Below are 24,272 nucleotides of genomic sequence, written 5' to 3' on the forward strand. Positions count from 1 at the left end.
TCAGATCCTCCAGAGCACTTGAATCGCCCAGCCGGCACAACCCACGAGCCAGACGATGGTGAAGATTTGCATGAACAGACGGATGCCGACGGGCTGGACGTAGTCCATCCACACGTCGCGCATGCCCACCCATACGTGCCAGAGGAGCGCGGCGATCACTGCGAAGGTCAGGACCTTCATCCATTGCGGGGCAAAGATGCCTGCCCACTGGTCGTAGCCGACGGGGCCGCGCGTGAGGAGAACCTGCGCCAGGACGACGATGGTGAAGACCGCCATCAGCGCGCCGGTGACGCGTTGCGAGAGCCAGTCGCGCAGGCCGTAGTGCGCGCCGACGACGGTGCGCTTGGAGCCGTAATTCACTGCCATGGTGTTGTGTGCCTTCTTCTTGTGATCAGTACAGGCCGAACAGCTTGGCGCCAAGCGCCAGTGTCAGGAGGATGCTGATGGCCAGGACGACGATGGCGGAGGTCTTGCCGAACTCCTTGGTCACGGCCGCATGGCTGACGTCCATCCAGAGATGGCGCAGGCCCGCGCAGAAGTGGTGCAGGTAGCCCCAGATCAGAGCCAGGGCCACGAGCTTCAGGAACCATCCCGGCAAAAAACCAAGGCCGCTGTCGAAGGCGGCCTTGAACTTGGCATAGGAGATTTCCGAAGAGACGGAGGTGTCGAACATCCAGATGATGAAGGGCATCAGCAGGAACATCAGCACGCCGCTGACACGGTGCAGGATGGACACGATGCCCGCCGGCGGAAGCCGGTAGCCCGTGAGATCCGTGACCACGTTGATGTTGCGGAATTCGCGGCGCGGCGGCCTGGTCTTGGAAGCTAGCTCTGTCATGGGGAGGTTCTTTCTGGGAGGTCGATAGGGCGACTCGTGTCAGGACGTTTATGCAGGCAACTCAAAATTCTATTGCAATGCACCATGTTGCATGGGCTGTCTCTGAAGCTTTCTGTCGCCTTGCTCTGTTGCTATATTTTTTGGAGCAACATCGTTTCTGCCCATCAGTGTCGGAGGGGGCAGCGGGCTAGCCGAGGTCATTGCGATAGTGGTGCGTGTCGGTGCGGTACAGGCCGCGGCGCAGCTCCATCGGCGCATCGTGATACGTGTGGGCGATGCGTTCCACCGAGAGCAGCGGCGTCTGCAGTGTCACCTGAAGCAGCGAAGCCTGCTCGGCATCGGGGAGAACGGCGCGCAGCTTCTCCTCTGCCCGCACCATGCGGACGCCGAACTCGGTCTCGAACATCTCGTACATGGGGCCGCGCCACTCGGCCAGACGTTCCGCCGTGAGTCCCTTGAAGGGCGCGCCGGGCAGCCAGAGGTCTTCGAGGATCGTGGGAACGCCGGCATAGGCCAGCACGCGGCGTACCTGCAACACGGCGTCGCCCGCGCGCAAGGCCAGCGCCCGCGCGACCTCGGCGCTCGCGCGCACCCTTCTGCAGTCCACGATGGTGCGTTCTGCGGGGCCCTCGCTGGTGGGGCTTCCCTGGTCGGGCACCAGCTTGAGGAAGCGGTATTGCACCTGCTGCTCTGCATGAGTGGCGACGAAGGTGCCCTTGCCCTGCCGGCGGACCAGCAGGTTGTCGGCCGCCAGCTCGTCGATGGCCTTGCGCACCGTGCCCTGGCTCACACGAAAGCGGGCGGCAAGTTCGATCTCGCTGGGGATCGGCTCACCCGGCTTCCATTCCCCCGCCTGCAGGCTCTGCAGGATCAAGGCCCGTATCTGCTGGTACAGCGGGCTGAAGGAAGGCGTGCCGGCATCCGCGGCGGGTGGGGAGGACATGGGTGGGGTGTGCAAGACGGGCATCGCGAAGCGTGCCAAGTCCCACATCTTATATAAGACATAAGACGTGCGCCATGGAATCGGCCTAGAATGAGCGGTTGTTTCCTGCCCCGGGTCGATTGGCGGTGCCGGTCGATGTGCAGATTCCTGCAGGCAGGGCTCACACGGCACGTTCCGTTTCCTTTCTCTTCGTCTGGAGTCTTCCCATGAGCAAAAAGCCCGTTCGCGTCGCCGTCACCGGCGCCGCCGGCCAAATCGGTTACGCCCTCCTGTTCCGCATCGCCTCGGGCGAGATGCTCGGCAAGGACCAGCCGGTCATCCTGCAACTGCTGGAAATCCCCGACGAGAAGGCCCAGAAGGCGCTCAAGGGCGTGATCATGGAGCTGGAAGACTGCGCCTTCCCGCTGCTGGCCGGCGTGATCCCCACCGGTGACCCGGAAGTCGCCTTCAAGGACGCCGACTACGCCCTGCTGGTGGGTGCGCGCCCCCGCGGTCCTGGCATGGAGCGCGCCGACCTGCTGGCCGCCAACGCCCAGATCTTCACCGCCCAGGGCAAGGCCCTGGACAAGGTCGCCAGCCGCGACGTCAAGGTGCTGGTGGTCGGCAACCCCGCCAACACCAACGCCTACATCGCCATGAAGAGCGCGCCCAGCCTGCCGCGCGAGAACTTCACCGCCATGCTGCGCCTGGACCACAACCGCGCCGCCAGCCAGATCGCCGCCAAGACTGGTGGCCAGGTCGGCGAGATCGAGAAGCTGACCGTGTGGGGCAACCACTCGCCCACCATGTACGCCGACTATCGCTTTGCCACCATCGGCGGCAAGAGCGTCAAGGACGCCATCAACGACCAGGTCTGGAACGCCGACGTGTTCCTGCCCACCGTGGGCAAGCGCGGCGCCGCCATCATCGATGCGCGCGGTCTGTCGTCGGCTGCTTCGGCGGCCAACGCCGCCATCGACCACATGCGCGACTGGGCCCTGGGCTCGCAGGGCAAGTGGGTCACCATGGGCGTGCCCTCCAACGGCGAATACGGCATCCCCAAGGACGTGATCTTCGGCTTCCCGGTCACCACCGAGAACGGCAAGTACAAGATCGTCGAAGGCCTGGAGATCGACGCCTTCTCGCAAGAGCGCATCAACAAGACCCTGGCCGAACTGCAGGGCGAGCAGGACGGCGTCAAGCACCTGCTCTGAGGCCTTCCGAGGCCACGCGCGTTCCGGCCGGCTCGGCCGGGCGCGCGGCGGGAAGGGGTTCCAGCCGCCTCGCGGACCTTCTTTCCGATGGCCCGGGAACGCGGGGCCCGTTTTCCGACTCTTCCTTCGACACCATGGATTGGGATCCCGCGCTGTACCGCCGCTACGAGGATGAGCGGACTCGCCCGGCCGCCGAGTTGCTGGCGCGGGTGCCGTTGACGTGGGCGAGGCGGGTGGTCGACCTGGGTTGCGGCCCGGGCAATTCCACCGAGCTCCTGGTGCGCCGCTTCCCGGATGCCGAGGTGATCGGCGTCGACAACGCCGAATCCATGGTCGCCGCCGCGCGCCAGCGGCTGCCGCAGTCCCGCTTCGAGTTGGGCGACATCGGCACCTGGCAGCCTTCAGGCGACGCGCCCGATCTCATCTATGCCAATGCCGCCCTGCAATGGGTGCCGGGCCACGAGGAGTTGCTGCCGCGGCTCTTCTCCTCGCTGGCGCCGGGGGGCGTGCTGGCCATCCAGATGCCCGACAACCGCCAGGAGCCCACGCATCGCCTGATGCGCGAGCTGGCCGGTCGCACGCCCTGGTCCACGCACATCGGCGATGCCGACCGCGTGCGCACCGAGCTGCTGACGATCGGTGGCTATTACGACTTGCTGGCGGCCGAGGCGGCCGAGGTCGACGTCTGGCACACCGTCTATCAGCACCGCATGGCTTCTGCCGCGGCCATCGTCGAGTGGGTCAGCGGTACCGGCCTTCGCCCTTTCCTCGATCCTTTGCCAGCGGACCTGCGGGCCAGCTACCTGCAGGCCTACGAGCAGGGCGTCGACGCGGCCTATCCGGTGCGCACCGACGGCCGCCGCCTGCTGGCCTTTCCGCGCATGTTCATCGTGGCACGCCGTCCCTCATGAGTGCCGATTCCATCGCTGTACGACGCGCCGCGCACCCGGCGGAGGTACTGCTCGGCGCCCAGGCCGGCGCTATCGCGCTGCCGGTGTGCGACCACTACAGTGGCGTCGAGGCCCGCATGCGCAAGAGCCTGGCGCTGCAGGCCGAGATGGCGGCCGAATTCGGGGCCTGCGTCTTCGACGTCACGCTCGACTGCGAGGACGGGGCGCCCGTCGGCGGCGAAGTGGATCATGCCCGGCTCGTCGTCGAATTGGCCCGCAACGCTGCGCCCGGCATGCGAGTGGGCGTTCGCGTTCATCCGGTCGACCATCCTGCGTTCGAGGCCGACGTCGACACCATTGCCGGCCAGGCCGGCGACCGCCTGGCCTACCTGATGGTGCCGAAGGTGGAACGGCCGGCCGATGTGGCGCGCGCCGTGGCCGCGCTGGACGCGGCCGGCGCCTCCGGCTTGCCGCTGCATGTGCTGATCGAGTCTCCCCTGGCGGTGCACCATGCCTTCGACATCGCGGCGCATCCTCGGGTGCAGTCGCTCAGTTTCGGCCTGATGGACTTCGTCTCGGCCCATGCCGGTGCCATCCCGGCGGACGGCATGGGCGCGCAGGGCCAGTTCTCGCACCCGCTGGTCGTCCGCGCCAAGCTGGCCATCGCGAGTGCCGCCCACGCCTTTGGCAAGGTCCCGTCCCATTGCGTCGTGACCGAGTTCAACGATGCGCAGGCCATGAAGAGCGCCGCGCGCCGGGCGGCGCGGGAGTTCGGCTACACGCGGATGTGGAGCATCCATCCGAACCAGATCCGTCCCATCCTCGAGGCCTTTGCGCCGGACGAGGATCAGATTCAAATTGCTACACAAATAATAGCTTCAGCACAAGAAGCAGATTGGGCGCCCATCAGCTTTGATGGCACATTGCACGACCGCGCGAGCTACCGCCACTTCTGGCAGGTGCTGATGCGCGCACACGCCACCGGACGCACATTGCCGGGCCGCGCTGCCGGCTGGTTTGCGACCGACAACGCGTCCACCTGAACTCCGCCATCCAAGGAAGGTTCCTCTCACCATGAACAAGACCCTCGCGTTCATCACCGCTGCCGCGCTCGCGCTGCCGCTTTCCACGCTGGCCCAAACCAGCAGTACCGCCGACAAGGCCGCCACCAAGGCCAAGCCTGCCGCCAAGGCCGCGTCCAAGGACAAGGTCGTGCACGTCAAGGGCAAACAGCACCTCAAGGCCAGCGCCGTCAAGGCGGTGGAAGAGACCACGCCCGTCGCCGACGACGCCGTGCTCACCGACAACGACATCGAAGTCGCCAAGCGCGTCTTCACCGGCAAGATCCAGTGCGAACTGGGTGCCGACGTGACCGTCACGGCCGACGATGCCAAGCCCGGCTTCTTCACCGTCAGCACCAAGGGCGCCAAGTACCGCATGCACCCGGTCGAGAGCCGCACCGGCGCCATCCGCCTGGAAGACAGCCATGCCGGCGCCATGTGGCTGCAGCTGGGCAACAAGTCCATGCTGATGAACCAGAAGCAGGGCGTGCGCATGGCCGACGAATGCCAGGCTGCACCGCAGGTGGCTTTTGCCGAAGAGATGAAGAAGAACCCGCCCAAGGCGCTGTTCGAAGGCGCCGACGCACCCAAGAAGTAACCCACAGCCCGGCTGGTCACCGGCGCGGCTCTTGCTTGGAGCCCGTCGCCGTGGCCACCGTCGGCGCGCAGGCCCTGGGAGGGCTCGAACCCCTGCGGCTGCCGGCGTGAATGGATGCTGTCCGAACGTTTTCCGGAGAAAAGAAAGATGTTGCAAGCCTACGTTGACCATGTCGCCGAGCGCGCCGCGCTGGGCATCCCCCCGCTTCCCCTGTCGGCCAAGCAGACCAGCGAAGTCATCGAACTTCTGAAGTCCGCCACCGCCAAGGATGGCGAATTCCTGCTGAACCTGCTGACCTATCGCGTGCCTGCCGGCGTGGACGACGCGGCCAAGGTCAAGGCCAGCTACCTCGCCGCCATCGCCCATGGCACCGAGAAGAACGCGCTCATCAGCCGTGCGCACGCCACCGAACTGCTGGGCACCATGCTGGGCGGCTACAACATCGGCCCGCTGATCGATCTGCTCAAGGACGCCGAGGTCGGCGCCGTGGCGGCCGAAGGCCTCAAGAAGACGCTGCTGATGTTCGACCAGTTCCATGACGTCAAGGAACTGGCCGATGCCGGCAATGCCAACGCCAAGGCGGTGCTGCAGAGCTGGGCCGACGCGGAATGGTTCACCAGCCGGCCCGAAGTGCCCCAGAGCATCACCTTCACCGTCTTCAAGGTGCCCGGCGAGACCAACACCGACGACCTGTCGCCCGCCCCCGACGCCACCACCCGTCCCGACATCCCGATGCACGCCCTGGCGATGCTGAAGAACAAGCGCGATGGCGCGCCCTTCGAGCCCGAGGAAGACGGCAAGCGCGGCCCGGTCAAGTTCATCCAGGACCTGGTCTCCCGCGGCCTGCCCGTGGCCTACGTCGGCGACGTGGTCGGCACCGGCTCCTCGCGCAAGTCGGCCACCAACAGCGTGCTGTGGTGGACGGGCGAGGACATCCCCTACATCCCGAACAAGAAGTTCGGCGGCATCTGCCTGGGCACGAAGATCGCCCCGATCTTCTACAACACCATGGAAGACGCCGGCTCCCTGCCCATCGAGCTGGACGTGAGCCAGATGAACATGGGCGACACCGTCGAGCTGCGTCCCTACGAAGGCAAGGCCCTGAAGGACGGCAAGGTCATCGCAGAGTTCCAGGTCAAGAGCGACGTGCTGTTCGACGAAGTGCGCGCCGGTGGCCGCATTCCGCTGATCATCGGCCGTGGCCTCACCACCAAGGCACGCGAGGCGCTGGGCCTGCCGGCCTCCACGCTGTTCCGCCTGCCCAAGGCGCCGGTCGACACCGGCAAGGGCTTCTCGCTGGCGCAGAAGATGGTCGGCCGCGCCTGCGGCCTGCCCGAAGGCCAGGGCATCCGCCCGGGCACCTACTGCGAGCCCAAGATGACCTCGGTCGGCTCCCAGGACACCACCGGTCCGATGACCCGCGACGAGCTGAAGGACCTGGCCTGCCTGGGCTTCTCGGCCGATCTGGTCATGCAGTCCTTCTGCCACACGGCCGCCTACCCCAAGAAGGTGGACGTGAAGATGCACCACGAGCTGCCCGACTTCATCAGCACCCGTGGCGGCATCTCGCTGCGCCCGGGCGACGGCGTCATTCACAGCTGGCTCAACCGCCTGCTGACGCCCGACACCGTCGGTACCGGCGGCGACTCGCACACGCGCTTCCCGATCGGCATCAGCTTCCCCGCAGGCTCCGGCCTGGTGGCCTTCGCGGCCGCCACCGGCGTGATGCCGCTGGACATGCCCGAGTCGGTGCTGGTCCGCTTCAAGGGCAAGATGCAGCCCGGCGTCACGCTGCGCGACCTGGTCAACGCCATTCCGCTCTACGCCATCAAGCAGGGCCTGCTGACGGTCGAGAAGAAGGGCAAGAAGAACATCTTCTCCGGCCGCATCCTCGAGATCGAGGGCCTGCCCGAGCTGAAGGTGGAGCAGGCCTTCGAACTGTCCGACGCCAGCGCCGAGCGCTCGGCCGCCGGCTGCACGGTGCACCTGAACAAGGAACCGATCATCGAGTACATCAACAGCAACATCACGCTGATGAAGTGGATGATCGCGGAGGGCTACGCGGATGCCCGCACGCTGCAGCGCCGCATCGACGCGCAGGAAGCCTGGCTGAAGGACCCGCAACTGCTCAAGGCCGACGCGGACGCAGAGTACGCCGCCGTGATCGAGATCGACCTGGCCGACATCCACGAGCCCATCGTGGCCTGCCCGAACGACCCGGACGACGTGAAGACGCTGTCCGACGTGGCCGGCGCCAAGATCGACGAGGTGTTCATCGGCTCGTGCATGACCAACATCGGCCACTTCCGCGCGGCGTCCAAGCTGCTGGAAGGTAAGCGCGACATCCCGGTCAAGCTGTGGATCGCACCGCCGACCAAGATGGATGCCCAGCAACTGACCGAGGAAGGTCACTACGGCGTGTTCGGCAATGCCGGTGCCCGTACCGAGATGCCGGGCTGCTCGCTGTGCATGGGCAACCAGGCCCAGGTGCGCGAAGGCGCGACGGTGATGTCGACCAGCACCCGGAACTTCCCCAACCGTCTGGGCAAGAACACCAACGTGTACCTGGGTTCGGCGGAACTGGCCTCCATCTGCTCCAAGCTGGGCCGCATTCCGACCAAGGACGAGTACATGGCGGACATCGGCGTCATCAACCAGAACGGCGACAAGATCTACCAGTACCTGAACTTCGACAAGATCGAGGACTACAAGGAAGTGGCCGACGGCGTCGCTGCCTGATCCTGATCGCCGGCCTCAGCCAGCGCATCGCCAATGCAAGGGCCCGCCTTTCGGCGGGCCCTTTTTCGTTCGTCCGGGGGCCGCAAACCTGCAGCCTCGCTGTCGTTCGGTTAAAGCCCCGTCGCGCCGAGCAGAAGCGCGCAACGGGATCAGAGATCCAGCTTCTTGTGCTCGCCCATCGAGGGCGGCGCCTTGCCGCCCATGGCGGCGCGCGCGATCTTGAGCAGCTGCGTGACCTTGCTCTCGGTCACGTCCCAGTACTCGGCCGCTTCGATACCCACAGCCAGCAGACCCAGGTTGGGATCGTCCACGCCCTTGGGGAACCAGGCCTCCGCGACCTTGTTGAAGAGCTCGCGCTTCATGGTCTCGTCATTCGAGAGCACGGCCCGGCCGGCTACCGACACATAGCTGTCGTCGTCCGGATTCGCATAGGCCACGTTCACGACCGGATCGCTGGCGACATGGCGGGCGATCTCGCCGTCGAGCGGGATGAAGAAGTACAGCGTGGCGTTCTCGTCCACCGAGCGGTTCTGCGTAGTCAGCGGGTGGCTGTGCAGCAGGCCATCGCCATGGCGGTGCGTGAGCATGCCGAAGCGCGTGTCCTTGATCAGCTCCCAGAGCTTGGCGTGGTCGTCGGTGTGAGTCATGGCGAACTTCCTTTGTCCTTCTGATGGGTGGGTGAGGCGGCGCGTCGTGTGGACGCGTGCCATGCACCGTAGAAGCCCTCCGCGGGGGCGCCTGACGCCTGCAGGCGCGTCCGCCTGTCAGCGCATGCCGACCCCGCTCGACAGCGGTGCGTCGTCTGCCAGGGCGGCAAGCGCCGCCGAGGTGGCCGCGTCGGCAGGGAAGAAGGATTCGATGGCCAGGTCCTGCAGCGTGATGTCCACCGGCGTGCCGAAGACGGTGGTGGTGCTGATGAGATTGAGCACCGCCCCGCCATGGCGAAGGCACAAGGGCACGGCGATGCCCGCGAGATCGCCATCGGCCACCGCCTCGTCCCGGGGCGCCGGCAGGGCGTAGCCGGACAACTCCTGGTGCAGCGCCTGCAGCACCGGATCGCCGGTGGCGCCGATCTGCTGGGCCAGGCGCTCCAGCAGGTGTGCCCGCCAGGCGCGCCGGTTGGTGATGCGCGGCGCCAGGCCCTGGGGATGCAGGCTCAGGCGCAGCACGTTGACCGGCGCTGCCAGCAGAAAGGGCGCGACGCCTTCGAGCAGCCGTGGCACGAGCGCATTGGCGGCCACCAGTTGCCAGTGGCGGTCCACTGCCAGTGCGGGGTAGGGCTCGTGGGCCTGCAGCAGACGGTCGACGGCCTTGCGGGCCATGGCCAGGGCCGGATCGTCGATGGGCCGTTCGCGGTACATCGGCGCATAGCCGGCGGACACCAGCCACCGGTTGCGTTCGCGCAGCGGCACCGAGAGCCGCTCGGCCAGCCGCAGCACCATGTCGCGGCTGGGCAGGGCTCGGCCCGTTTCGACACAGCTGAGGTGGCGCGTGGAGATGTCGGCCTCATGGGCCAGGTCGAGCTGGCTCATTCGCCGGTGCTGGCGCCAGTGGCGCAGATGGGCACCGAAAGACGCGTCGCTGCCCGGCGGCGGGGAGGAGTCGGGGTGGGGACTGGCGGACATGCGGCCATTCTGGCGGCCCCCTCCGCGGCCGGACCATGACCTGCCAGGTCATGGCCGCGGTGCAGCGGCGGCGGGAGGATGCGTTCGACGGGGTCCCGCGGCCCCGTCGATTCCATCCACCCTGCAAGGAGTTGCCATGTCCCCGATCCTGACCTCGCCCCGTTTTCTTTCCCGCGTGATGGGGCTGGATGCCGCGTCCTGCCTGCTCACGGGCGCCATCCAGTGCGCAGCGACCGCGCCGCTGTCCGCGCTGACCGGCCTGCCTTCGGCACTGCTTGGCTACAGCGGCCTGTTCCTGCTGGTCTATGCCGCCGCGGCGGCGTGGATGGCCAGCCGCGCCGCGCCGCCCCGCGTTCTCATCGCCCTGGTGGCCGTCGGCAATCTCGGCTGGGCGCTGGGGTGTTTGGCCTTGCTTGCCGGTGGCCGCCTGCAGCCCACGGCGCTCGGCGCGGCCTGGGTGGGGTTGCAGGCCGTGGTGGTGCTGGCACTGGCTGCTGCGCAATGGGCCGGCCTGCGCGCCACGTCGCCCCGCCGCCGGCCGGCGCTGCAAGCCTGAGCGCCTCGGTAGGAGGGGCATCCCGCTGACGTCCAGTGCCTTCAAAGCCTGCTATCTTGCTCGTTGGTTCGAACAAGAAGGATGCTTTCCATGGCCGACGCTGCTCCTGCCCACGTCTTCGCTTCCGCCCTCAAGACCTTCAAGACGGCCTCCGGCCGGCAAGGCAAATACTGGTCGCTGCCCGAGCTGACCAAGAAATTTCCCAACATTGCCAAGCTGCCAGTGTCGATCCGCATCGTGCTGGAGTCGGTGCTGCGCAACTGCGACGGCCAGAAGGTCGCCGCGGAGCATGTGGAGCAGCTGGCCAACTGGCAGCCCAATGCCGAGCGCACGGAAGAGATTCCCTTCGTCGTCACGCGCGTGGTGCTGCAGGACTTCACCGGCGTGCCGCTGCTGGCCGACCTGGCCGCCATGCGCAGCACCGCCAAACGCCTGGACAAGTCGCCCAAGACCATCGAGCCGCTGGTGCCCGTCGACCTGGTGGTGGACCACTCGGTGATGGTCGACCACTACGGCACGCCGCAAGCGCTCGACCTGAACATGAAGCTGGAGTTCTCCCGCAACAAGGAGCGCTACCAGTTCATGAAGTGGGGCATGCAGGCCTTCGACACCTTCGGCGTCACGCCGCCGGGCTTCGGCATCGTGCACCAGGTGAACCTGGAGTACCTGGCGCGCGGTGTCTACAAGGCGGCCGACGACAAGGCCGAGGTGGCGACCTGGTATCCCGATTCGCTGGTCGGCACCGACAGCCACACCACCATGATCAACGGCGTGGGCGTCGTGGGCTGGGGCGTGGGCGGCATCGAAGCCGAGGCCGCCATGCTGGGCCAGCCGGTGTACTTCCTCACGCCCGACGTGGTGGGCTTCGAGCTCACCGGCCAGCTGCGCGAAGGCGTGACTGCCACCGACCTGGTGCTCTACGTCACGCAGATCCTGCGGCAGGAGAAGGTGGTCGGCAAGTTCGTCGAGTTCTTCGGCCCGGGCGCCGCGTCCATCCCGGTGCCCGACCGCGCGACCATCGGCAACATGGCGCCCGAATACGGCGCCACCATGGGCTTCTTCCCGGTGGATGAGAAGACCATCGCGTACTTCCGCGGCACCGGCCGCACGGACGAGGAGATCGAGCGCCTGGAGGCCTACTACAAGGCCCAGGGCCTGTTCGGCATGCCCGCCCCCGGCGCGCTCAACTACACCAAGACCGTCAAGCTGGACCTGTCCACCGTCACGCCCAGCCTGGCCGGCCCCAAGCGGCCGCAGGACCGCATCGACCTGGGCCATCTGGCCGGCCGCTTTACCGAGCTCTACAGCAAGCCCAACGAGGCCAGCGGCTTCAACCAGCCGGCCGACAAGCTGGCAGTGCGCCATGACATCGCACTGGACGGCAAGCAGGTCTCCATCGGCAACGGCGACGTGCTGATCGCGGCCATCACCTCGTGCACCAACACCTCCAACCCCAGCGTGCTGCTGGCGGCCGGCCTGCTGGCCAAGAAGGCGGTGGAGGCGGGCCTGACGGTCAAGCCGCACGTCAAGACCTCGCTGGCGCCCGGCTCGCGCATCGTCACCGACTACCTGCAGAAGACGAAGCTGCTGCCATACCTGGAGAAGCTGGGCTTCTACCTGGCCGGCTATGGCTGCACCACCTGCATCGGCAATGCCGGCGACCTGGCGCCCGAGATCAACGACGCCATCACCGGCAACGACCTGGTGTGCGCGGCCGTGCTGTCGGGCAACCGCAATTTCGAGGCGCGCATCCATCCCAACCTCAAGGCCAACTTCCTGGCCTCGCCGCCCCTGGTGGTGGCCTTCGCCATCGCCGGCAACGTGACGGTCGACCTGATGACGCAGCCCGTGGGCAAGGGCACGGGCGGCAAGGACGTGTACCTGGGCGACATCTGGCCCAGCGCCGCCGAGGTGGACGAGTTGCTGCATTTCGCCATGGACGCGCAGGCCTTCCGCCGCAACTACGAGCAGATCACCGCCAACCCGGGCGAGCTGTGGAACAGCATCAAGGGCGTGCAGGGCGAGGTCTACGACTGGCCCACCTCCACCTACATTGCCGAGCCGCCCTTCTTCGAAGGCTTCGGCATGCAGCCGGAGGCAACGGAGGCGGGCGTGACCGGGGCGCGCGTGATGGCGCTCTTCGGCGACTCGATCACCACCGACCACATCTCGCCGGCCGGCTCCATCAAGGAGAGCTCGCCCGCCGGACAGTGGCTCAAGGCGCATGGCGTGGGCAAGGCCGACTTCAACAGCTACGGCTCGCGCCGCGGCAACCACGAGGTGATGATGCGCGGCACCTTCGCCAACGTGCGCATCAAGAACCTGATGCTGCCGGCCGGCGCCGACGGCTCGCGGGAAGAGGGCGGCCTGACGCTGTTCCAGCCCAATGGCGAGAAGATGTACATCTACGACGCCGCGATGAAGTACATCGAACAGGGCGTGCCGACGGTGATCTTCGCCGGCGAGGAATACGGCACTGGCTCCAGCCGCGACTGGGCCGCCAAGGGCACGCAGCTGCTGGGCATCAAGGCCGTGGTGGCCCGCAGCTTCGAGCGCATCCACCGCGCCAACCTGGTCGGCATGGGCGTGCTGCCGCTTCAGTTCCTGGGTGCCGACTCCTGGCAGAGCCTGGGCCTCAAGGGTGACGAGAAGATCGACGTGCTCATTCCCGGCGAGCTCAAGCCGCAGCGCGAGGACGTCAAGCTGGTGATTGAAAGCGCCGACGGCAGCCGCAAGGAGGTGACCGTGCGCCTGCGCATCGACACGCCGATCGAGGTCGAGTACTACAAGCACGGCGGCATCCTGCCCTTCGTGCTGCGGCAGCTGCTGCAGGGCTGAAGCGCCCGGCCGCTGCGTCCGATTGGACGCGGTCCCGGTGCCAGCAAGGTCGCGGAACGGTGAGCGCCGGTCCGCGGCCTTTGTTTTGCGCGGCCCGCTTTGGCCAGCATTGCCGAATGGCAACGCGGTTTCTGATCCCCGGGACTCCTGCTTGCAATTGAAAATTGTTAGCATCTGGCTTTTGCCAGAGAGAGCTTCGCCTTGCGGCGGGGCCCATTGCTTCCGTGTCCACCTCTGCCTCGCGCGCACCGGCCGCCTTTCTGCCGCTCGACCAACTGCCCGACCGCCAATGGGCGACCGTGATGGATGTCGCCCGCGGCGAAGCCGCGGACGACCGCGACCTGGCGCTGCGCCTGACTGAAATCGGCTTCGTCCCCGGCGAGCGCGTCTGCGTGGTGGCCAGTGGTCACCCCGGTCGCGAGCCGCTGGCCGTGCGCCTGGGTCACACCACCTTCGCCCTGCGTCGCTATGAGGCCGCACTGATCCACGTCGCACCTGCGGAGGCCGCCCATGGCTAAGGCGAGCATCGCGTTCCAGTCGCCCAACCCACCGCGCCGCGTCGCGCTGCTGGGCAATCCCAACTGCGGCAAGACGGCCCTGTTCAATCTGTTGACGGGCAGCCGCCAGAAGGTGGCCAACTACGCCGGCGTGACCGTCGAGCGCAAGGAAGGTGAACTGCGCACACCCGGCGGTCGCCACGTGGCGGTGCTGGATCTGCCCGGTGCCTACAGCCTCAATGCGCTGTCGGCCGACGAGGCGGTGACGCGCGACGTCGTCACTGGCCGGCGCGACCAACTGCCCGACCTGCTGGTGTGCGTGACCGACGCCACCAACCTGCGGCTGAACCTGCGCCTGGTGCTCGAGGCCAAGCGCCTGGGCGTGCCGATGGTGATGGCGCTGAACATGACCGACATGGCCGAGCGCCAGGGCATCCGCGTCGACACCGACATCCTCTCGCGCGAGCTGGGCATCCCGGTGATCCGCACCGTGGGCGTGCGCCGCAATGGCGCCACCGACCTGCTGGCCGCGCTCGACATCCCAGTGCCCGCCTCCTCGCCGCTGCCCTGGGAGGCGCCCTCGATGGACGACGTGCTGGCCTCGCACAGGGAAGTGCGCCGCATCCTCGACCTCGCGGTGCAGACGCCGCAGGGCAGCCTGGCCACCAGCGACCGCATCGACCGCGTTGTGCTGCACCCGGTGTGGGGCATGCTGGTGCTGGCCGTGACCCTGTTCCTGATGTTCCAGGCCGTGTTCAGCTGGGCAGCGGTGCCCATGGACGCCATCAAGGCCGGCACCGACGCCATCGGCGGCTGGTTGCAGGGTGTCATGGCCGAGGGCCCGCTGCGCAGCCTGCTGGTCGACGGCGTGGTGGCGGGCGTGGGCGGCGTGCTGATCTTCCTGCCGCAGATCCTGATCCTGTTCCTCTTCATCCTGGCGCTGGAGGACTCGGGCTACCTGCCGCGCGCCGCCTTCCTGCTGGACCGGGTGATGGGCACGGTGGGCCTGTCGGGGCGCTCCTTCATTCCGCTGCTGTCCAGCTTCGCCTGCGCCATTCCCGGCATCATGGCTACGCGCACCATCAGCAACTGGCGCGACCGGCTGACCACCATCCTGATCGCGCCGCTGATGACCTGCTCGGCCCGCCTGCCGGTGTATGCGCTGCTGATCGGCGCCTTCATCCCGCAGCGCGAGGTGCTGGGCATCTTCAACCTGCAGGGCGTGGTGCTGTTCCTGCTGTATGTCTTCGGCATCGTCTCGGCCATGGCCGTGGCGTGGGTTCTCAAGCGCCTGCGCACGCAGCAGGGCCATTCGCCGCTGCTGATGGAACTGCCGGCCTACCGCTGGCCCAACCTGCGCAATCTGCTGCTGGGGCTGTGGGAGCGGGCGTGGATCTTCCTGCGTCGCGTGGGCACCATCATCCTCACGCTCACCATCCTGCTGTGGTTCCTGTCCAGCTACCCGGCGCCGCCCGCCGGTGCCACCGGCCCGGCCATCGAATACAGCTTCGCCGGCCGGCTGGGCCAGTTGCTGGAATACATCTTCGCGCCCATCGGCTTCAACTGGCAGATCTCCATCGCCCTCGTGCCCGGCATGGCCGCCCGCGAGGTGGCGGTGGGCGCGCTGGGCACGGTGTATGCGCTGGCGGCCTCCGGCGAAGAGGTGGCGGGCGCGCTGGAGCCGCTGATCGCCGGCAGCTGGTCGCTGGCCACGGCCCTGTCGCTACTGGTGTGGTTCGTGTTCGCGCCGCAGTGCATCTCGACGCTGGCCACCGTGAAGCGCGAGACCAACAGCTGGAAGCAGGTCTTCATCATGGCCGGCTACCTGTTCGGGCTGGCCTACGTGGCCTGCTTCATCACCTACCGCGTCGCAGTGGCCCTCGGGGCCGGCTGACGCTTCTCTTGCGGAGATCCGAGTCATGCAGAACGCCGTCGTTGCCCTGATCGTCCTCGTGGCCGCCGTCTATGCCGCCTGGCACTGGATGCCGGCCGGCTGGCGCCGGTCGCTCGCGCCCCGCATGGCGCGCTGGATGGCGCGCAGCGGCCTGGTGCGCGAGGAGCGCGAGGCCAAGGTGGCCCGCTCCCTGGGCCAGGCGGGCGGCTGCGGTTCCTGCGACAGCTGCGGCACCTGCGGCCCGACGCCGGTCTCGGGCCGCGACGGTGCCTCGCCGTCGGCGCGCCGCTGATCCAGCGCAGCCCGGCCGGCGCGGTCGGGCCGAGAATCGTGGACTTTTTGGGATCCACGAGCGCATGCGCATCCATTCCCTCATCGTCGGCGGCGGCATCGGCGGTCTGGCCGCCGCCCTGGCCCTGGCGCGGGCCGGCCACACGGCAGACCTGATGGAACAGGCGCCCGCCTTCAGCGAGGTGGGCGCGGGCATCCAGCTGGGACCGAACGTGGTCCGGAGGCTGCGCGCTCTGGGGCTTGGCGAGGCGCTGAATGCCATCGTGGCCCATCCCGAGCGGCTGTGCGTGTCATCGGCGCTGAATGGTGGCCGCATCGCCACCATGCCCCTTGCAGGCGCCATGGAGCAGCGCTACGGCGCGCCCTACTTCACGGTCCATCGCGCCGATCTGCACGGCCTGCTGCTGGAGGCCGTACGCGCGCAGGCCTCGGGCGCCGTGACGCTCAGCACGGGCGCGCGCATCGAGCGCCTGTCCACCCGCGGCGACGAATTCGTCTGCGCCGCCACCGACGATGGCCGCGCCTGGGAAGGCGATGCGCTCATCGGCGCCGATGGTGTGTGGGGTCGTGTCCGGCCGCGCATCTGGCCCGACGCAGCGCCGGCGCGGCCGACCGGGCACATGGCCTTTCGTGCATTGCTGGAGCAGAACGCCTTGCCCGCGGCACTGCGCAGCCGGCAGGTGGATGTCTGGCTGGCGCCGCGACTGCACGCCGTGGCCTATCCGGTGCGGGGGGGCGAACGGCTCAATCTGGTGGTGCTGACCGAAACATCGCCGGACGAGGTCGGTGCCGATGCGCGCGATTGGGACCAGGCCGCCAGCCGCGCTGCACTCGACCGTGCCACCGGCCATGTCGGCCAGCCGCTGCGGGCGCTGCTCGATGCCGTTCCGGCGTGGCGAGCCTGGACGTTGTGCGACCGGACGCCGCTGACCGGTCCGCAGGAGATGGTCGACGGCCGTGTGGCGCTGCTGGGCGATGCGGCGCACCCGATGCTGCCCTACCTGGCGCAGGGTGCCGGCATGGCGATCGAGGACGCCGTGACGCTGGCGCAGCAGCTCAGTGGCTGCACCTCGGCCGAGGTGCCCCAGGCCCTGGCGCGCTATGCGCAGGCGCGTTGGGCCCGCAATGCGCAGGTGCAGGCCCGTGCGCGGCGCAACGGGCGCATCTTCCACCTGGGCGGGCCGGTGCGCTGGGGTCGCGACCTCGCGATGCGCCTGGCCGGTCCGGCCCTGATGGACCAGCCCTGGCTCTACGCGGGCTGAATAGCCATCAAAGCTCCGTCCTCAGCGTCCAGAGTTCAGGGAACAGCACCACGTCCAGCATCTTGCGCAGGTAGCTCACCCCACCGGTGCCGCCAGTGCCGCGCTTGAAGCCGATCACCCGTTCCACCGTCGTCACATGGCGGAAGCGCCAGAGGCGGAAGGCGTCCTCGATGTCGGTGAGCTTCTCGCCGAGCTGGTAGAGGTCCCAGTGGGCCTTCGGGTCGCGGTAGACCGTGAGCCAGGCCTCCTGGACGGCCTCGCTCGCGGTGTAGGGCTGCGTCCAGTCCCGCTCGAGCTTGTCGGCCGGAATGGCGAGGCCCTCGCGGGCCATGAGTCGCAGGGTCTCGTCGTAGAGCGAAGGGCGGCGCCACGCGGCGTCCACCATGGCCAGCAGGTGCGGCCGGTGGGCATGCGGCTTGAGCATGGCGGCGTTCTTGTTGCCCAGCGCGAACTCGATGCAGCGGTACTGCGCGCTCTGGAAGCCGCTGGAATTGGCCAGGTAGGGCCGCATGGCGGTGTACTCCGGCGGCGTCATGGTCGACAGCACCGTCCACGCGCCCACCAGCTGCTCCATGATGCGTGTCACCCGCGCGAGCATCTTGAAGGCCTCGGGCTTGGTGTTCTCGCTCGGGTTGGCGATGGCGGCCGTGGCGGCCGTCAACTCGTGCAGCATGAGCTTCATCCACAGCTCGCTGGTCTGGTGCTGCACGATGAACAGCAGCTCGTCATGCGTGGGCGACAGCGGATGCTGGGCGCTCAGGATCTCGTCCAGATGCAGGTAGTCGCCGTAGCTCATCGACTGGCTGAAGTCGAGCTGGGCCTTTTCTTCGTGGACGATCTGTTCGGGCAGTGCTCCGCACTCCGCCGGGCCGGCGGATGTCGAGGAATTCATCGCAAGGCTCCTTGGAGGGGTAGGGGTCAGTCCAGCACGGCGGCCATGGCCTGGGCGACGTAGGCCACGTTCTTGGTCGACAGGCCGGCGATGCACATGCGGCCCGAGCGCACCAGATACACCGCATGCTCTTCGCGCAGGCGGTCCACCTGCTCGGGCGTGAGACCGGTGTAGCTGAACATGCCGCGCTGGGTCAGGAAGTAGCCGAAGTCGCGGCCGGGCAGGCGGTCGGCCAGCGTGGCATGCAGGGCCTCGCGCATGGCCTTGATGCGGCCGCGCATCTCGGCGAGCTCGGCGTCCCACTGGGCGTAGAGCTCGGGCGTGCTCAGCACGCGCGTCACGATGCGCGCGCCGTGCGTCGGCGGGCTGGAGTAGTTGGCGCGCACCGAGCTCTTGAGCTGGCCCAGCACCCGGCCGGCTTCCTCGGCCGAGCCGCACACCACCGACAGGCCGCCGCAGCGCTCGCCGTACAGCGAGAAGCTCTTGGAGAAGGAGTTGGCCAGGAAGAAGCGCACGCCCGCATCGGCCAGCGCGCGCGGCGCGAAGGCGTCCTCGACCAGGCCGTCGCCGAAGCCCTGGTAGGCCATGTCCACATAGGGAATCAGGCCGCGCTCGGCGATCACGGGGATCAGCTGCTTCCACTGGTCCTGCGACAGGTCGACGCCCGTGGGGTTGTGACAGCTGGCGTGCATCAGCACGATGCTGCGGGCGGGCAGCGTCTTGAAGGCCGCCAGCATGTTCTCGAAGCGCAGGCCGCCGGTGGCCGGGTCGTAGTACGGGTACAGGTTCACCTGGAAGCCGGCGCCCTCGAACATGGCGCGGTGGTTCTCCCAGGTCGGGTCGCTGACCCACACCTGCGAATCGCCGAAGTAGCGCTTGAGGAAGTCGCCGCCCACCTTCAGGCCGCCGGAGCCGCCGATGGTCTGGATGGTGGCAACGCGGCCGCTGGTGACGGCTTCGTGCGTGGGGCCGAAGGCCAGCTTCTGCACCGCGGCGCGGTAGTCGGCCATGCCTTCCATGGGCAGGTAGGAGCGCGGGCCGATTTCCTGCAGCAGCGCGGTCTCGGCGGTGCGCACCGCCTTCATCACGGGCAGGCGGCCGTCGTCGTCGAAATAGATGCCGATGCTCAGCGACACCTTGTTGGGCCGCGTGTCGCGCTGGAAGTCCTCCATCAGCGAGAGGATCGGGTCACCGGGGTAGGCGGGAATGTGTTCGAACATGGCGTGGCTTTCGGTGGTGCGGTCCGTGGGCGGAGGGCGGCACGGACGATGCAAGCTGCGGGCCGGGCGGGCTGCCGCGCTCGGGGACGAGCGGCGTAGGACAGGGCGCTACGGAGCGAAGCGGGGAAGTTATCACCGTCAAAAAATGCGTTGTGTCGCTTATTTCCAACGGTGACCATAAAATAAACGTCGTTTTATGTATGGAACATCTGGGGCTGTGATGAAGCAAGTGATCGATGTGGGCCTGCCGGCGCTCAAGCAACCTTTTTCTTGGGCCGTGAAGGCCACGGGCGCGATGCTGTTCACCGCGCATGGGCCCGTCCGCACCGACGGGACCATCGACACCGGGACCATCGAGGCGCAGACGCGCCTGACCTTCGAGAACCTGCGGCGCGCCGTGCAGGCGGCCGGCGGCACGATGGCCGATGTGACGCAGGTGCTGATCTACATGACCGACGTGGCCGACATGCCGGCCATCGACGCGGTCTACCGCGAGTTCTTCGAGGCGCCGTATCCCAACCGCTCCAGCGCCGCCGTGGCGGCGCTGGTGGTGCCGGGCATGAAGATAGAGATCGTCGCCTACGCCATGGTGCCGGCCTGAGGGCCGTCAGGTCAGCGCGCGCAGCACGGCGCGCACGGGCGAGGCATCCGCCTGCACAAGCTTGAGTGGCAGCGCGATCAGCTCGTAGTCGCCCTCGGGCACGGCGTCGAGCACCAAATTCTCCAGCACGCGCATGTCGTGGCGGCGGATGGTCTGATGGCTGGGCAGGGCCTTGCTGTCGGCCGGGTCGATGCTGGCCGTGTCGATGCCGATCAGCCGCACGCCCAGCGCGGCGAGGCGCTCGACCGTCTCGGGCGCGTAGGCGGGCAGTTGCGGGTCCCAGCGGTCCACGGGGGCGCGTTCATAGGTGCGTACCAGCACGCGCGGCGGCAGGTGGTCGTCGACTGCATGAGCGATGTGCCGCCATTCGATGAGCGGCGCCGCGCCGATGGCATGGATCACGCGGCAGGTGCCGAGGAAGGCGTCCAGGTCCACCAGGCCGATGGTCGTGCCATCGGCCGCGTAGTGGAGAGGGGCGTCGGCATGCGCGCCCACGTGTGGCGACATCGTGATCTGGCTGACGTTGACCGGGCAGCCGGGCCCCAGCGTCGCGGCCCATTGCTGTGCATAGGGCGTGTCACCAGGAAAGACGGGGGCGCCGACGTAGACGGGCGGCGAAATGTCCCAGAGGCGGGCAGAGGTGGCAGACATGGGTCGGACCATAGCGCTGCCGCGGCGGGCGTGGTGTCGGTTATTCCCAACGCGGACGAAGACGCGACCTGTGCGCGTTGCCCCGGCGTCAGGCGCTCGCTCAGCCCTCGAGTGCCGGCAGGCCGTGCCGTGCGCGCGCCTTCTCGCAGCCGTAGCTCCCGGGCTCGAGTTCGCGACAGGGATTCGGTCGCCACTCGTAGATGCCGCAGCTCACCGATTGCCCCACCTTGCCGGTGAGCGCCGCGCAGCGAATCGGCACATGGTCCGTGCCTCGCATGCGGCAGGTGGCGCCGTTGACCTCGACCGTCAGCCCGGCGGGCACCGTGCCGCCCATGTCGTCCAGCTCATAGATGCTGAAGTCGACACGGTAGCTGGCGCAGCAGGCACCGCAGCTCTGGCAGGGGCTCATGGACGCGCCGCGAACGCCGTCAGCCGATGCGGCCGAGCAGCAGATACTCCATCAGTGCCTTCTGCACATGCATGCGGTTCTCGGCCTCGTCCCAGACGACCGACTGCGGGCCGTCGATGACCTCGCCCGTGACCTCTTCGCCGCGGTGGGCGGGCAGGCAATGCATGAAGAGGGCGTCGGGCTGGGCGACGGCCATCATGGCCTCGTCCACGCACCAGTCGGCGAAGGCCTGGCGGCGCTGCTCGTTCTCGGCCTCGTAGCCCATGCTGGTCCACACATCGGTGGTGACCAGATGGGCGTCGCGACAGGCGTCCATCGGGTCCTTGAAGACCTTGTAGCTGTCGCCGGAGCGGATGCCGGCGACGGCCTGGTCCACCTCGTAGCCGCTGGGCGTGCTCACGTGCACTGCAAAGCCGAGGATCTCGGCAGCCTGCAGCCAGGTGTTGGCCATGTTGTTGCCGTCGCCCACCCAGGCCACAGTCTTGCCACGCAGCGCCTCGGGGTCCGGCGTGCCGTCGGCGCCGAGACCGCGGTGCTCCAGGTAGGTGAACAGGTCGGCCAGGATCTGGCAGGGATGGAATTCGTTGGTCAGGCCGTTGATGACCGGCACGCGCGAGTTGGCGGCGAAGCGTTCGATCTTCTCCTGCTCGTAGGTGCGGATCATGACCAGGTCGGTCATACGGCTGATGACCTTGGCGCTGTCCTCGATGGGCTCGGCGCGACCCAATTGGCTGTCGCCGGTGGTCAGGTGCACGACGCTGCCGCCGAGCTGGTACATGCCGGCCTCGAAGCTCACGCGGGTGCGGGTGCTGGCCTTCTCGAAGATCATGGCCAGTGTGCGATCCGCCAGCGTGTGGTGCTTCTCGTAGGTCTTGAACTTCTTCTTGATGAGCGCCGCGCGTCGGAACAGGTACGCGTACTCGTCGGCCGTGAAGTCGCTGAACTGGAGGTAGTGGCGGATCGCAGGAAGGCTCATGGGCTTATTGTGCCGGCTCGGCCAGGAAGGCCTTCACGATGGGGGCGAGGAGGGCGACGATCTCGTCGGCTTCGGCCACGGTGAGGACGAGCGGCGGCACCAGGCGGATCACGCTGTCTGCCGTCACCGACAGCAGGAGGCCGGCGTCGCAGGCGCGGGTCAGCACGGCGCCGGCGGGCCGGTCGAGTTCGATGCCGAGCATCAGGCCCTGGCCGCGTACCTCCTTCACGCCGGCCACGCCTTCGAAGGCGGCCTGCAGCGCGGCCTTGAGGTGCGCACCGACATCGGCGGCGTTCTGCAGCAGGCCGTCCTTCTCCATGATGCGCAGCGTCTCGATGCCGGCGCGCATGGCCAGCGGGTTGCCGCCGAAGGTGGTGCCGTGGTTGCCCGGCTGGAAGATGTTCGCGGCCTTGGGGCCGGCCACCACCGCGCCCACCGGCACGCCCGAACCCAGGCCCTTGGCCAGCGACATCACGTCCGGCACGATGCCGGCCCACTGGTGGGCGAACCACTTGCCGGTGCGGCCGATGCCGGTCTGGATCTCGTCGATCATCATCAGCCAGTCGTTGGCGTCGCACAGGGCCCGCACCTGCTGCAGGTAGTCCCAGCGCATCGGGTGGATGCCGCCTTCGCCCTGGATGGTCTCGAACATCACGGCCACCACGTTGGGGTTTCCCTCGGTCGCCTTCTTCAGCGCCTCGATGTCGTTGAGCGGCACGCGGATGAAGCCCTCGACCAGCGGGCCGAAGCCTTTCTGGATCTTCGGATTGCCGGTGGCCGACAGCGTGGCCAGGCTGCGGCCGTGGAAGGCATGCTCGTACACGACGATCTCCGGCCGCTCGATGCCCTTGTCGTGGCCGAACTTGCGGGCCAGCTTGATGGCGGCCTCGTTGGCCTCCAGCCCGGTGCAGCAGAAGAAGGCGTTGGTCATGCCCGACAGCGCCGTCAGGCGCTCGGCCAGCACTTCCTGGCCGGGCACGTAGTAGTAGTTGGAGGTGTGGATCAGCTGGGTGAGCTGTTCCTGCAGCGCCGGCACCAGTTCGGGATGGTTGTGGCCCAGCGTGTTGACGGCGATGCCGCCCAGGCCATCCAGATAGGCCTTGCCATTGACGTCCCACACGCGGCAGCCCTGCCCGCGCACCAGGGCGATGGGCAGCCGGCCATAGGTGTTCATGACGTGGGGCGAGGTGGGGGCGGCAGTGGCGCTCATGGGTTCTCCTGAAAGTGAAGAAATTCTAGGTGGGGGGCATGACGCCTTCGTTGAGGATTGCGCATCACTGCCATGCGCCCCAGTCCCATCGGATGCATGTCCCGCGGCGGTCGCGCGCGGGACACGCTGGGTAGAATCCCTTGTGCGGCGCAACACGCCTGCGCCGAACACGAGAACAATGGTTTCCCCCTCTGCCAAAGAAGTCTTCATCCAGGGCGTCACGAGCCAGGGTCGCACCTTTCGGCCCAGCGACTGGGCCGAGCGGCTGGCCGGCGTGATGAGCCAGTTCCGCCCCGGCGGTGCCCGCCTCGGGGGGCATCTCAGCTATTCGCCCTGGTGCGTGCCGACGGTGATCAACGGCGTGAAGTGCGTGGTGGTCCACCGTGACCTGCAGGAGTCCGAACCGATGGCATGGGACTTCGTCATGAACTTCGCCAAGGACAACGACCTCCAGGTGGCCGAGGCCTGCCTGGTGCCGGACGGGAAGCCCGCCAAGGGCTGATTGCCTCGCCCCTTTGCTGCTCCGGGCCCACCGGGTCCAGAAACGAAAAAACCGCCCGAAGGCGGTTTTTCTTTTTTCGCTGCAGCGCACCCGATCAAACGGCGGACCGCCTGTCGGCAGTCCGGGCTGACCTGAATTTCGTCAGGCGGCGGCCGCCGGAGCGGCAGTGGCCAGGGCCTTGACCTTGGCGGCCAGGCGGCTCTTGTCGCGCGCGGCCTTGTTCTTGTGGAAGATGCCCTTGTCGGCGATGGTGTCGACGACGCTCTGGGCCTTGGCGAACAGCTCGGTAGCCTTGGCTTGGTCGCCAGCGGCAACGGCCTTGGCAACGTTCTTCAGGGCCGTGCGGTACTTGGAGCGCAGCGAGCTGTTGGCGGCATTGAGCTTGGTGTCCTGGCGGACGCGCTTGCGGCCCGACGCGAGGCGCGGGTTCTTCTTTTTGGGCTTGGCGGATGCCATATTTGTGTTCCTTGAGTGTCTGGGGATGATGCGGCGAACCCGCGAGTATAGCCCACCCGATTCTTGCTCGCCTCGGGCAAGAGTGCCCTGGTCAGCGGCGGCAACGGGAGCAGGCGGTTGCCCGCGCAGC

The 24,272-nt window shown here is 67.7% G+C and carries 25 protein-coding genes; 13 read left to right on the forward strand and 12 right to left on the reverse strand.

The genetic code is table 11. The features are described 5' to 3' along the window. The 3 genes from sdhD to KBC94_RS05020 form a co-directional block, all read right to left on the reverse strand. On the reverse strand, positions 1-366 hold the full coding sequence (sdhD, locus tag KBC94_RS05010) for a succinate dehydrogenase, hydrophobic membrane anchor protein (protein ID WP_017761522.1): 366 nt from the start codon (positions 364-366) through the stop codon (positions 1-3). A 25-nt stretch (positions 367-391) separates the two neighbouring features. Continuing rightward, positions 392-838 carry a succinate dehydrogenase, cytochrome b556 subunit gene (gene sdhC, locus KBC94_RS05015; RefSeq protein ID WP_234196121.1) on the reverse strand — a complete coding sequence of 149 codons (447 nt, stop codon included), beginning with the start codon at positions 836-838 and terminating at the stop codon, positions 392-394. Positions 839-1,025: 187 nt separating this feature from the next. Further along, on the reverse strand, positions 1,026-1,781 hold the full coding sequence (locus KBC94_RS05020; protein ID WP_234196123.1) for a GntR family transcriptional regulator: 756 nt from the start codon (positions 1,779-1,781) through the stop codon (positions 1,026-1,028). A gap of 206 nt (positions 1,782-1,987) precedes the next feature. Here KBC94_RS05020 and KBC94_RS05025 point away from each other — a divergent pair, with 206 nt between their 5' ends. The 5 genes from KBC94_RS05025 (at position 1,988) to KBC94_RS05045 (ending at position 8,262) form a co-directional block, all read left to right on the forward strand. Then, a complete protein-coding gene (locus tag KBC94_RS05025) occupies positions 1,988-2,974 on the forward strand; it encodes a malate dehydrogenase (RefSeq protein ID WP_058644257.1) in 987 nt (328 codons plus the stop codon). A 134-nt stretch (positions 2,975-3,108) separates the two neighbouring features. Beyond that, positions 3,109-3,885 (forward strand): trans-aconitate 2-methyltransferase, encoded by a 777-nt coding sequence (gene tam, locus KBC94_RS05030; RefSeq protein ID WP_294367006.1) that lies wholly within the window; start codon positions 3,109-3,111, stop codon positions 3,883-3,885. Beyond that, positions 3,882-4,907 (forward strand): CoA ester lyase, encoded by a 1,026-nt coding sequence (locus KBC94_RS05035; RefSeq protein ID WP_294367009.1) that lies wholly within the window; start codon positions 3,882-3,884, stop codon positions 4,905-4,907. Before tam ends, KBC94_RS05035 begins: the two co-directional genes overlap by 4 nt. 31 nt (positions 4,908-4,938) lie before the next feature. After that, positions 4,939-5,523, forward strand: coding sequence for a hypothetical protein (locus KBC94_RS05040; protein ID WP_294367012.1), 585 nt, complete (start codon positions 4,939-4,941; stop codon positions 5,521-5,523). Between the two features lie 147 nt (positions 5,524-5,670). Next, the gene (locus tag KBC94_RS05045) at positions 5,671-8,262 is read left to right on the forward strand and encodes a bifunctional aconitate hydratase 2/2-methylisocitrate dehydratase (protein ID WP_294367014.1); all 2,592 of its coding nucleotides are present in this window, start codon (positions 5,671-5,673) and stop codon (positions 8,260-8,262) included. 149 nt (positions 8,263-8,411) lie between these two features. On the opposite strand, the gene KBC94_RS05050 is transcribed toward KBC94_RS05045, so the two are convergent. Together KBC94_RS05050 and KBC94_RS05055 are read right to left on the reverse strand one after the other, a co-directional pair. Then, positions 8,412-8,909, reverse strand: a complete 498-nt coding sequence (locus KBC94_RS05050) for a pyridoxamine 5'-phosphate oxidase family protein (protein ID WP_234196131.1) — start codon at positions 8,907-8,909, stop codon at positions 8,412-8,414. Between the two features lie 117 nt (positions 8,910-9,026). Continuing rightward, a complete protein-coding gene (locus tag KBC94_RS05055) occupies positions 9,027-9,887 on the reverse strand; it encodes a helix-turn-helix transcriptional regulator (protein WP_294367020.1) in 861 nt (286 codons plus the stop codon). 136 nt (positions 9,888-10,023) lie between these two features. On the opposite strand from KBC94_RS05055, the gene KBC94_RS05060 reads away from it, so the two are divergent. From KBC94_RS05060 to KBC94_RS05085, 6 genes are all read left to right on the forward strand, one after another. Beyond that, positions 10,024-10,443: a hypothetical protein gene (locus tag KBC94_RS05060; protein WP_294367022.1), complete on the forward strand. Its 420-nt coding sequence runs from the start codon at positions 10,024-10,026 to the stop codon at positions 10,441-10,443. Positions 10,444-10,533: 90 nt separating this feature from the next. Continuing rightward, positions 10,534-13,281 carry an aconitate hydratase AcnA gene (gene acnA / locus KBC94_RS05065; protein ID WP_294367027.1) on the forward strand — a complete coding sequence of 916 codons (2,748 nt, stop codon included), beginning with the start codon at positions 10,534-10,536 and terminating at the stop codon, positions 13,279-13,281. Positions 13,282-13,505: 224 nt separating this feature from the next. Then, the gene (locus KBC94_RS05070; RefSeq protein WP_234196137.1) at positions 13,506-13,799 is read left to right on the forward strand and encodes a FeoA family protein; all 294 of its coding nucleotides are present in this window, start codon (positions 13,506-13,508) and stop codon (positions 13,797-13,799) included. Then, positions 13,792-15,672, forward strand: coding sequence for a ferrous iron transport protein B (feoB, locus tag KBC94_RS05075; protein ID WP_294367035.1), 1,881 nt, complete (start codon positions 13,792-13,794; stop codon positions 15,670-15,672). Before KBC94_RS05070 ends, feoB begins: the two co-directional genes overlap by 8 nt. A gap of 25 nt (positions 15,673-15,697) precedes the next feature. After that, positions 15,698-15,964, forward strand: coding sequence for a DUF6587 family protein (locus KBC94_RS05080; RefSeq protein ID WP_294367037.1), 267 nt, complete (start codon positions 15,698-15,700; stop codon positions 15,962-15,964). A gap of 64 nt (positions 15,965-16,028) precedes the next feature. After that, positions 16,029-17,225 carry an FAD-dependent monooxygenase gene (locus KBC94_RS05085; RefSeq protein WP_294367038.1) on the forward strand — a complete coding sequence of 399 codons (1,197 nt, stop codon included), beginning with the start codon at positions 16,029-16,031 and terminating at the stop codon, positions 17,223-17,225. 7 nt (positions 17,226-17,232) lie between these two features. Here the strand turns inward: KBC94_RS05085 and kynA are convergent, their stop codons facing one another. Next, a complete protein-coding gene (gene kynA / locus KBC94_RS05090; RefSeq protein ID WP_294367041.1) occupies positions 17,233-18,117 on the reverse strand; it encodes a tryptophan 2,3-dioxygenase in 885 nt (294 codons plus the stop codon). A 26-nt stretch (positions 18,118-18,143) separates the two neighbouring features. Continuing rightward, the gene (locus KBC94_RS05095) at positions 18,144-19,337 is read right to left on the reverse strand and encodes an amino acid aminotransferase (protein WP_294367048.1); all 1,194 of its coding nucleotides are present in this window, start codon (positions 19,335-19,337) and stop codon (positions 18,144-18,146) included. A gap of 220 nt (positions 19,338-19,557) precedes the next feature. On the opposite strand from KBC94_RS05095, the gene KBC94_RS05100 reads away from it, so the two are divergent. Next, entirely contained in the window at positions 19,558-19,938 is a 381-nt protein-coding gene (locus tag KBC94_RS05100) for a RidA family protein (protein ID WP_017761821.1), read from the forward strand. A 6-nt stretch (positions 19,939-19,944) separates the two neighbouring features. Here the strand turns inward: KBC94_RS05100 and kynB are convergent, their stop codons facing one another. The 4 genes from kynB to KBC94_RS05120 form a co-directional block, all read right to left on the reverse strand. Next, on the reverse strand, positions 19,945-20,589 hold the full coding sequence (kynB, locus tag KBC94_RS05105; RefSeq protein ID WP_294367053.1) for an arylformamidase: 645 nt from the start codon (positions 20,587-20,589) through the stop codon (positions 19,945-19,947). A gap of 100 nt (positions 20,590-20,689) precedes the next feature. Continuing rightward, on the reverse strand, positions 20,690-20,998 hold the full coding sequence (locus tag KBC94_RS05110) for a YkgJ family cysteine cluster protein (RefSeq protein ID WP_294367055.1): 309 nt from the start codon (positions 20,996-20,998) through the stop codon (positions 20,690-20,692). Positions 20,999-21,017: 19 nt separating this feature from the next. Continuing rightward, entirely contained in the window at positions 21,018-21,974 is a 957-nt protein-coding gene (argF, locus tag KBC94_RS05115) for an ornithine carbamoyltransferase (RefSeq protein ID WP_234196151.1), read from the reverse strand. A gap of 4 nt (positions 21,975-21,978) precedes the next feature. Next, the gene (locus KBC94_RS05120; RefSeq protein ID WP_294367059.1) at positions 21,979-23,184 is read right to left on the reverse strand and encodes an aspartate aminotransferase family protein; all 1,206 of its coding nucleotides are present in this window, start codon (positions 23,182-23,184) and stop codon (positions 21,979-21,981) included. Between the two features lie 178 nt (positions 23,185-23,362). Between KBC94_RS05120 and KBC94_RS05125 the strand changes: the two genes are divergently transcribed. Further along, the gene (locus KBC94_RS05125; RefSeq protein WP_017761816.1) at positions 23,363-23,686 is read left to right on the forward strand and encodes a DUF3579 domain-containing protein; all 324 of its coding nucleotides are present in this window, start codon (positions 23,363-23,365) and stop codon (positions 23,684-23,686) included. A 141-nt stretch (positions 23,687-23,827) separates the two neighbouring features. Here the strand turns inward: KBC94_RS05125 and rpsT are convergent, their stop codons facing one another. After that, the gene (rpsT, locus tag KBC94_RS05130) at positions 23,828-24,142 is read right to left on the reverse strand and encodes a 30S ribosomal protein S20 (protein ID WP_017761815.1); all 315 of its coding nucleotides are present in this window, start codon (positions 24,140-24,142) and stop codon (positions 23,828-23,830) included. Positions 24,143-24,272: the final 130 nt, after the last annotated feature.

Source organism: Pseudacidovorax sp., from assembly GCF_017991995.1.
Classification (GTDB): domain Bacteria; phylum Pseudomonadota; class Gammaproteobacteria; order Burkholderiales; family Burkholderiaceae_C; genus Xenophilus.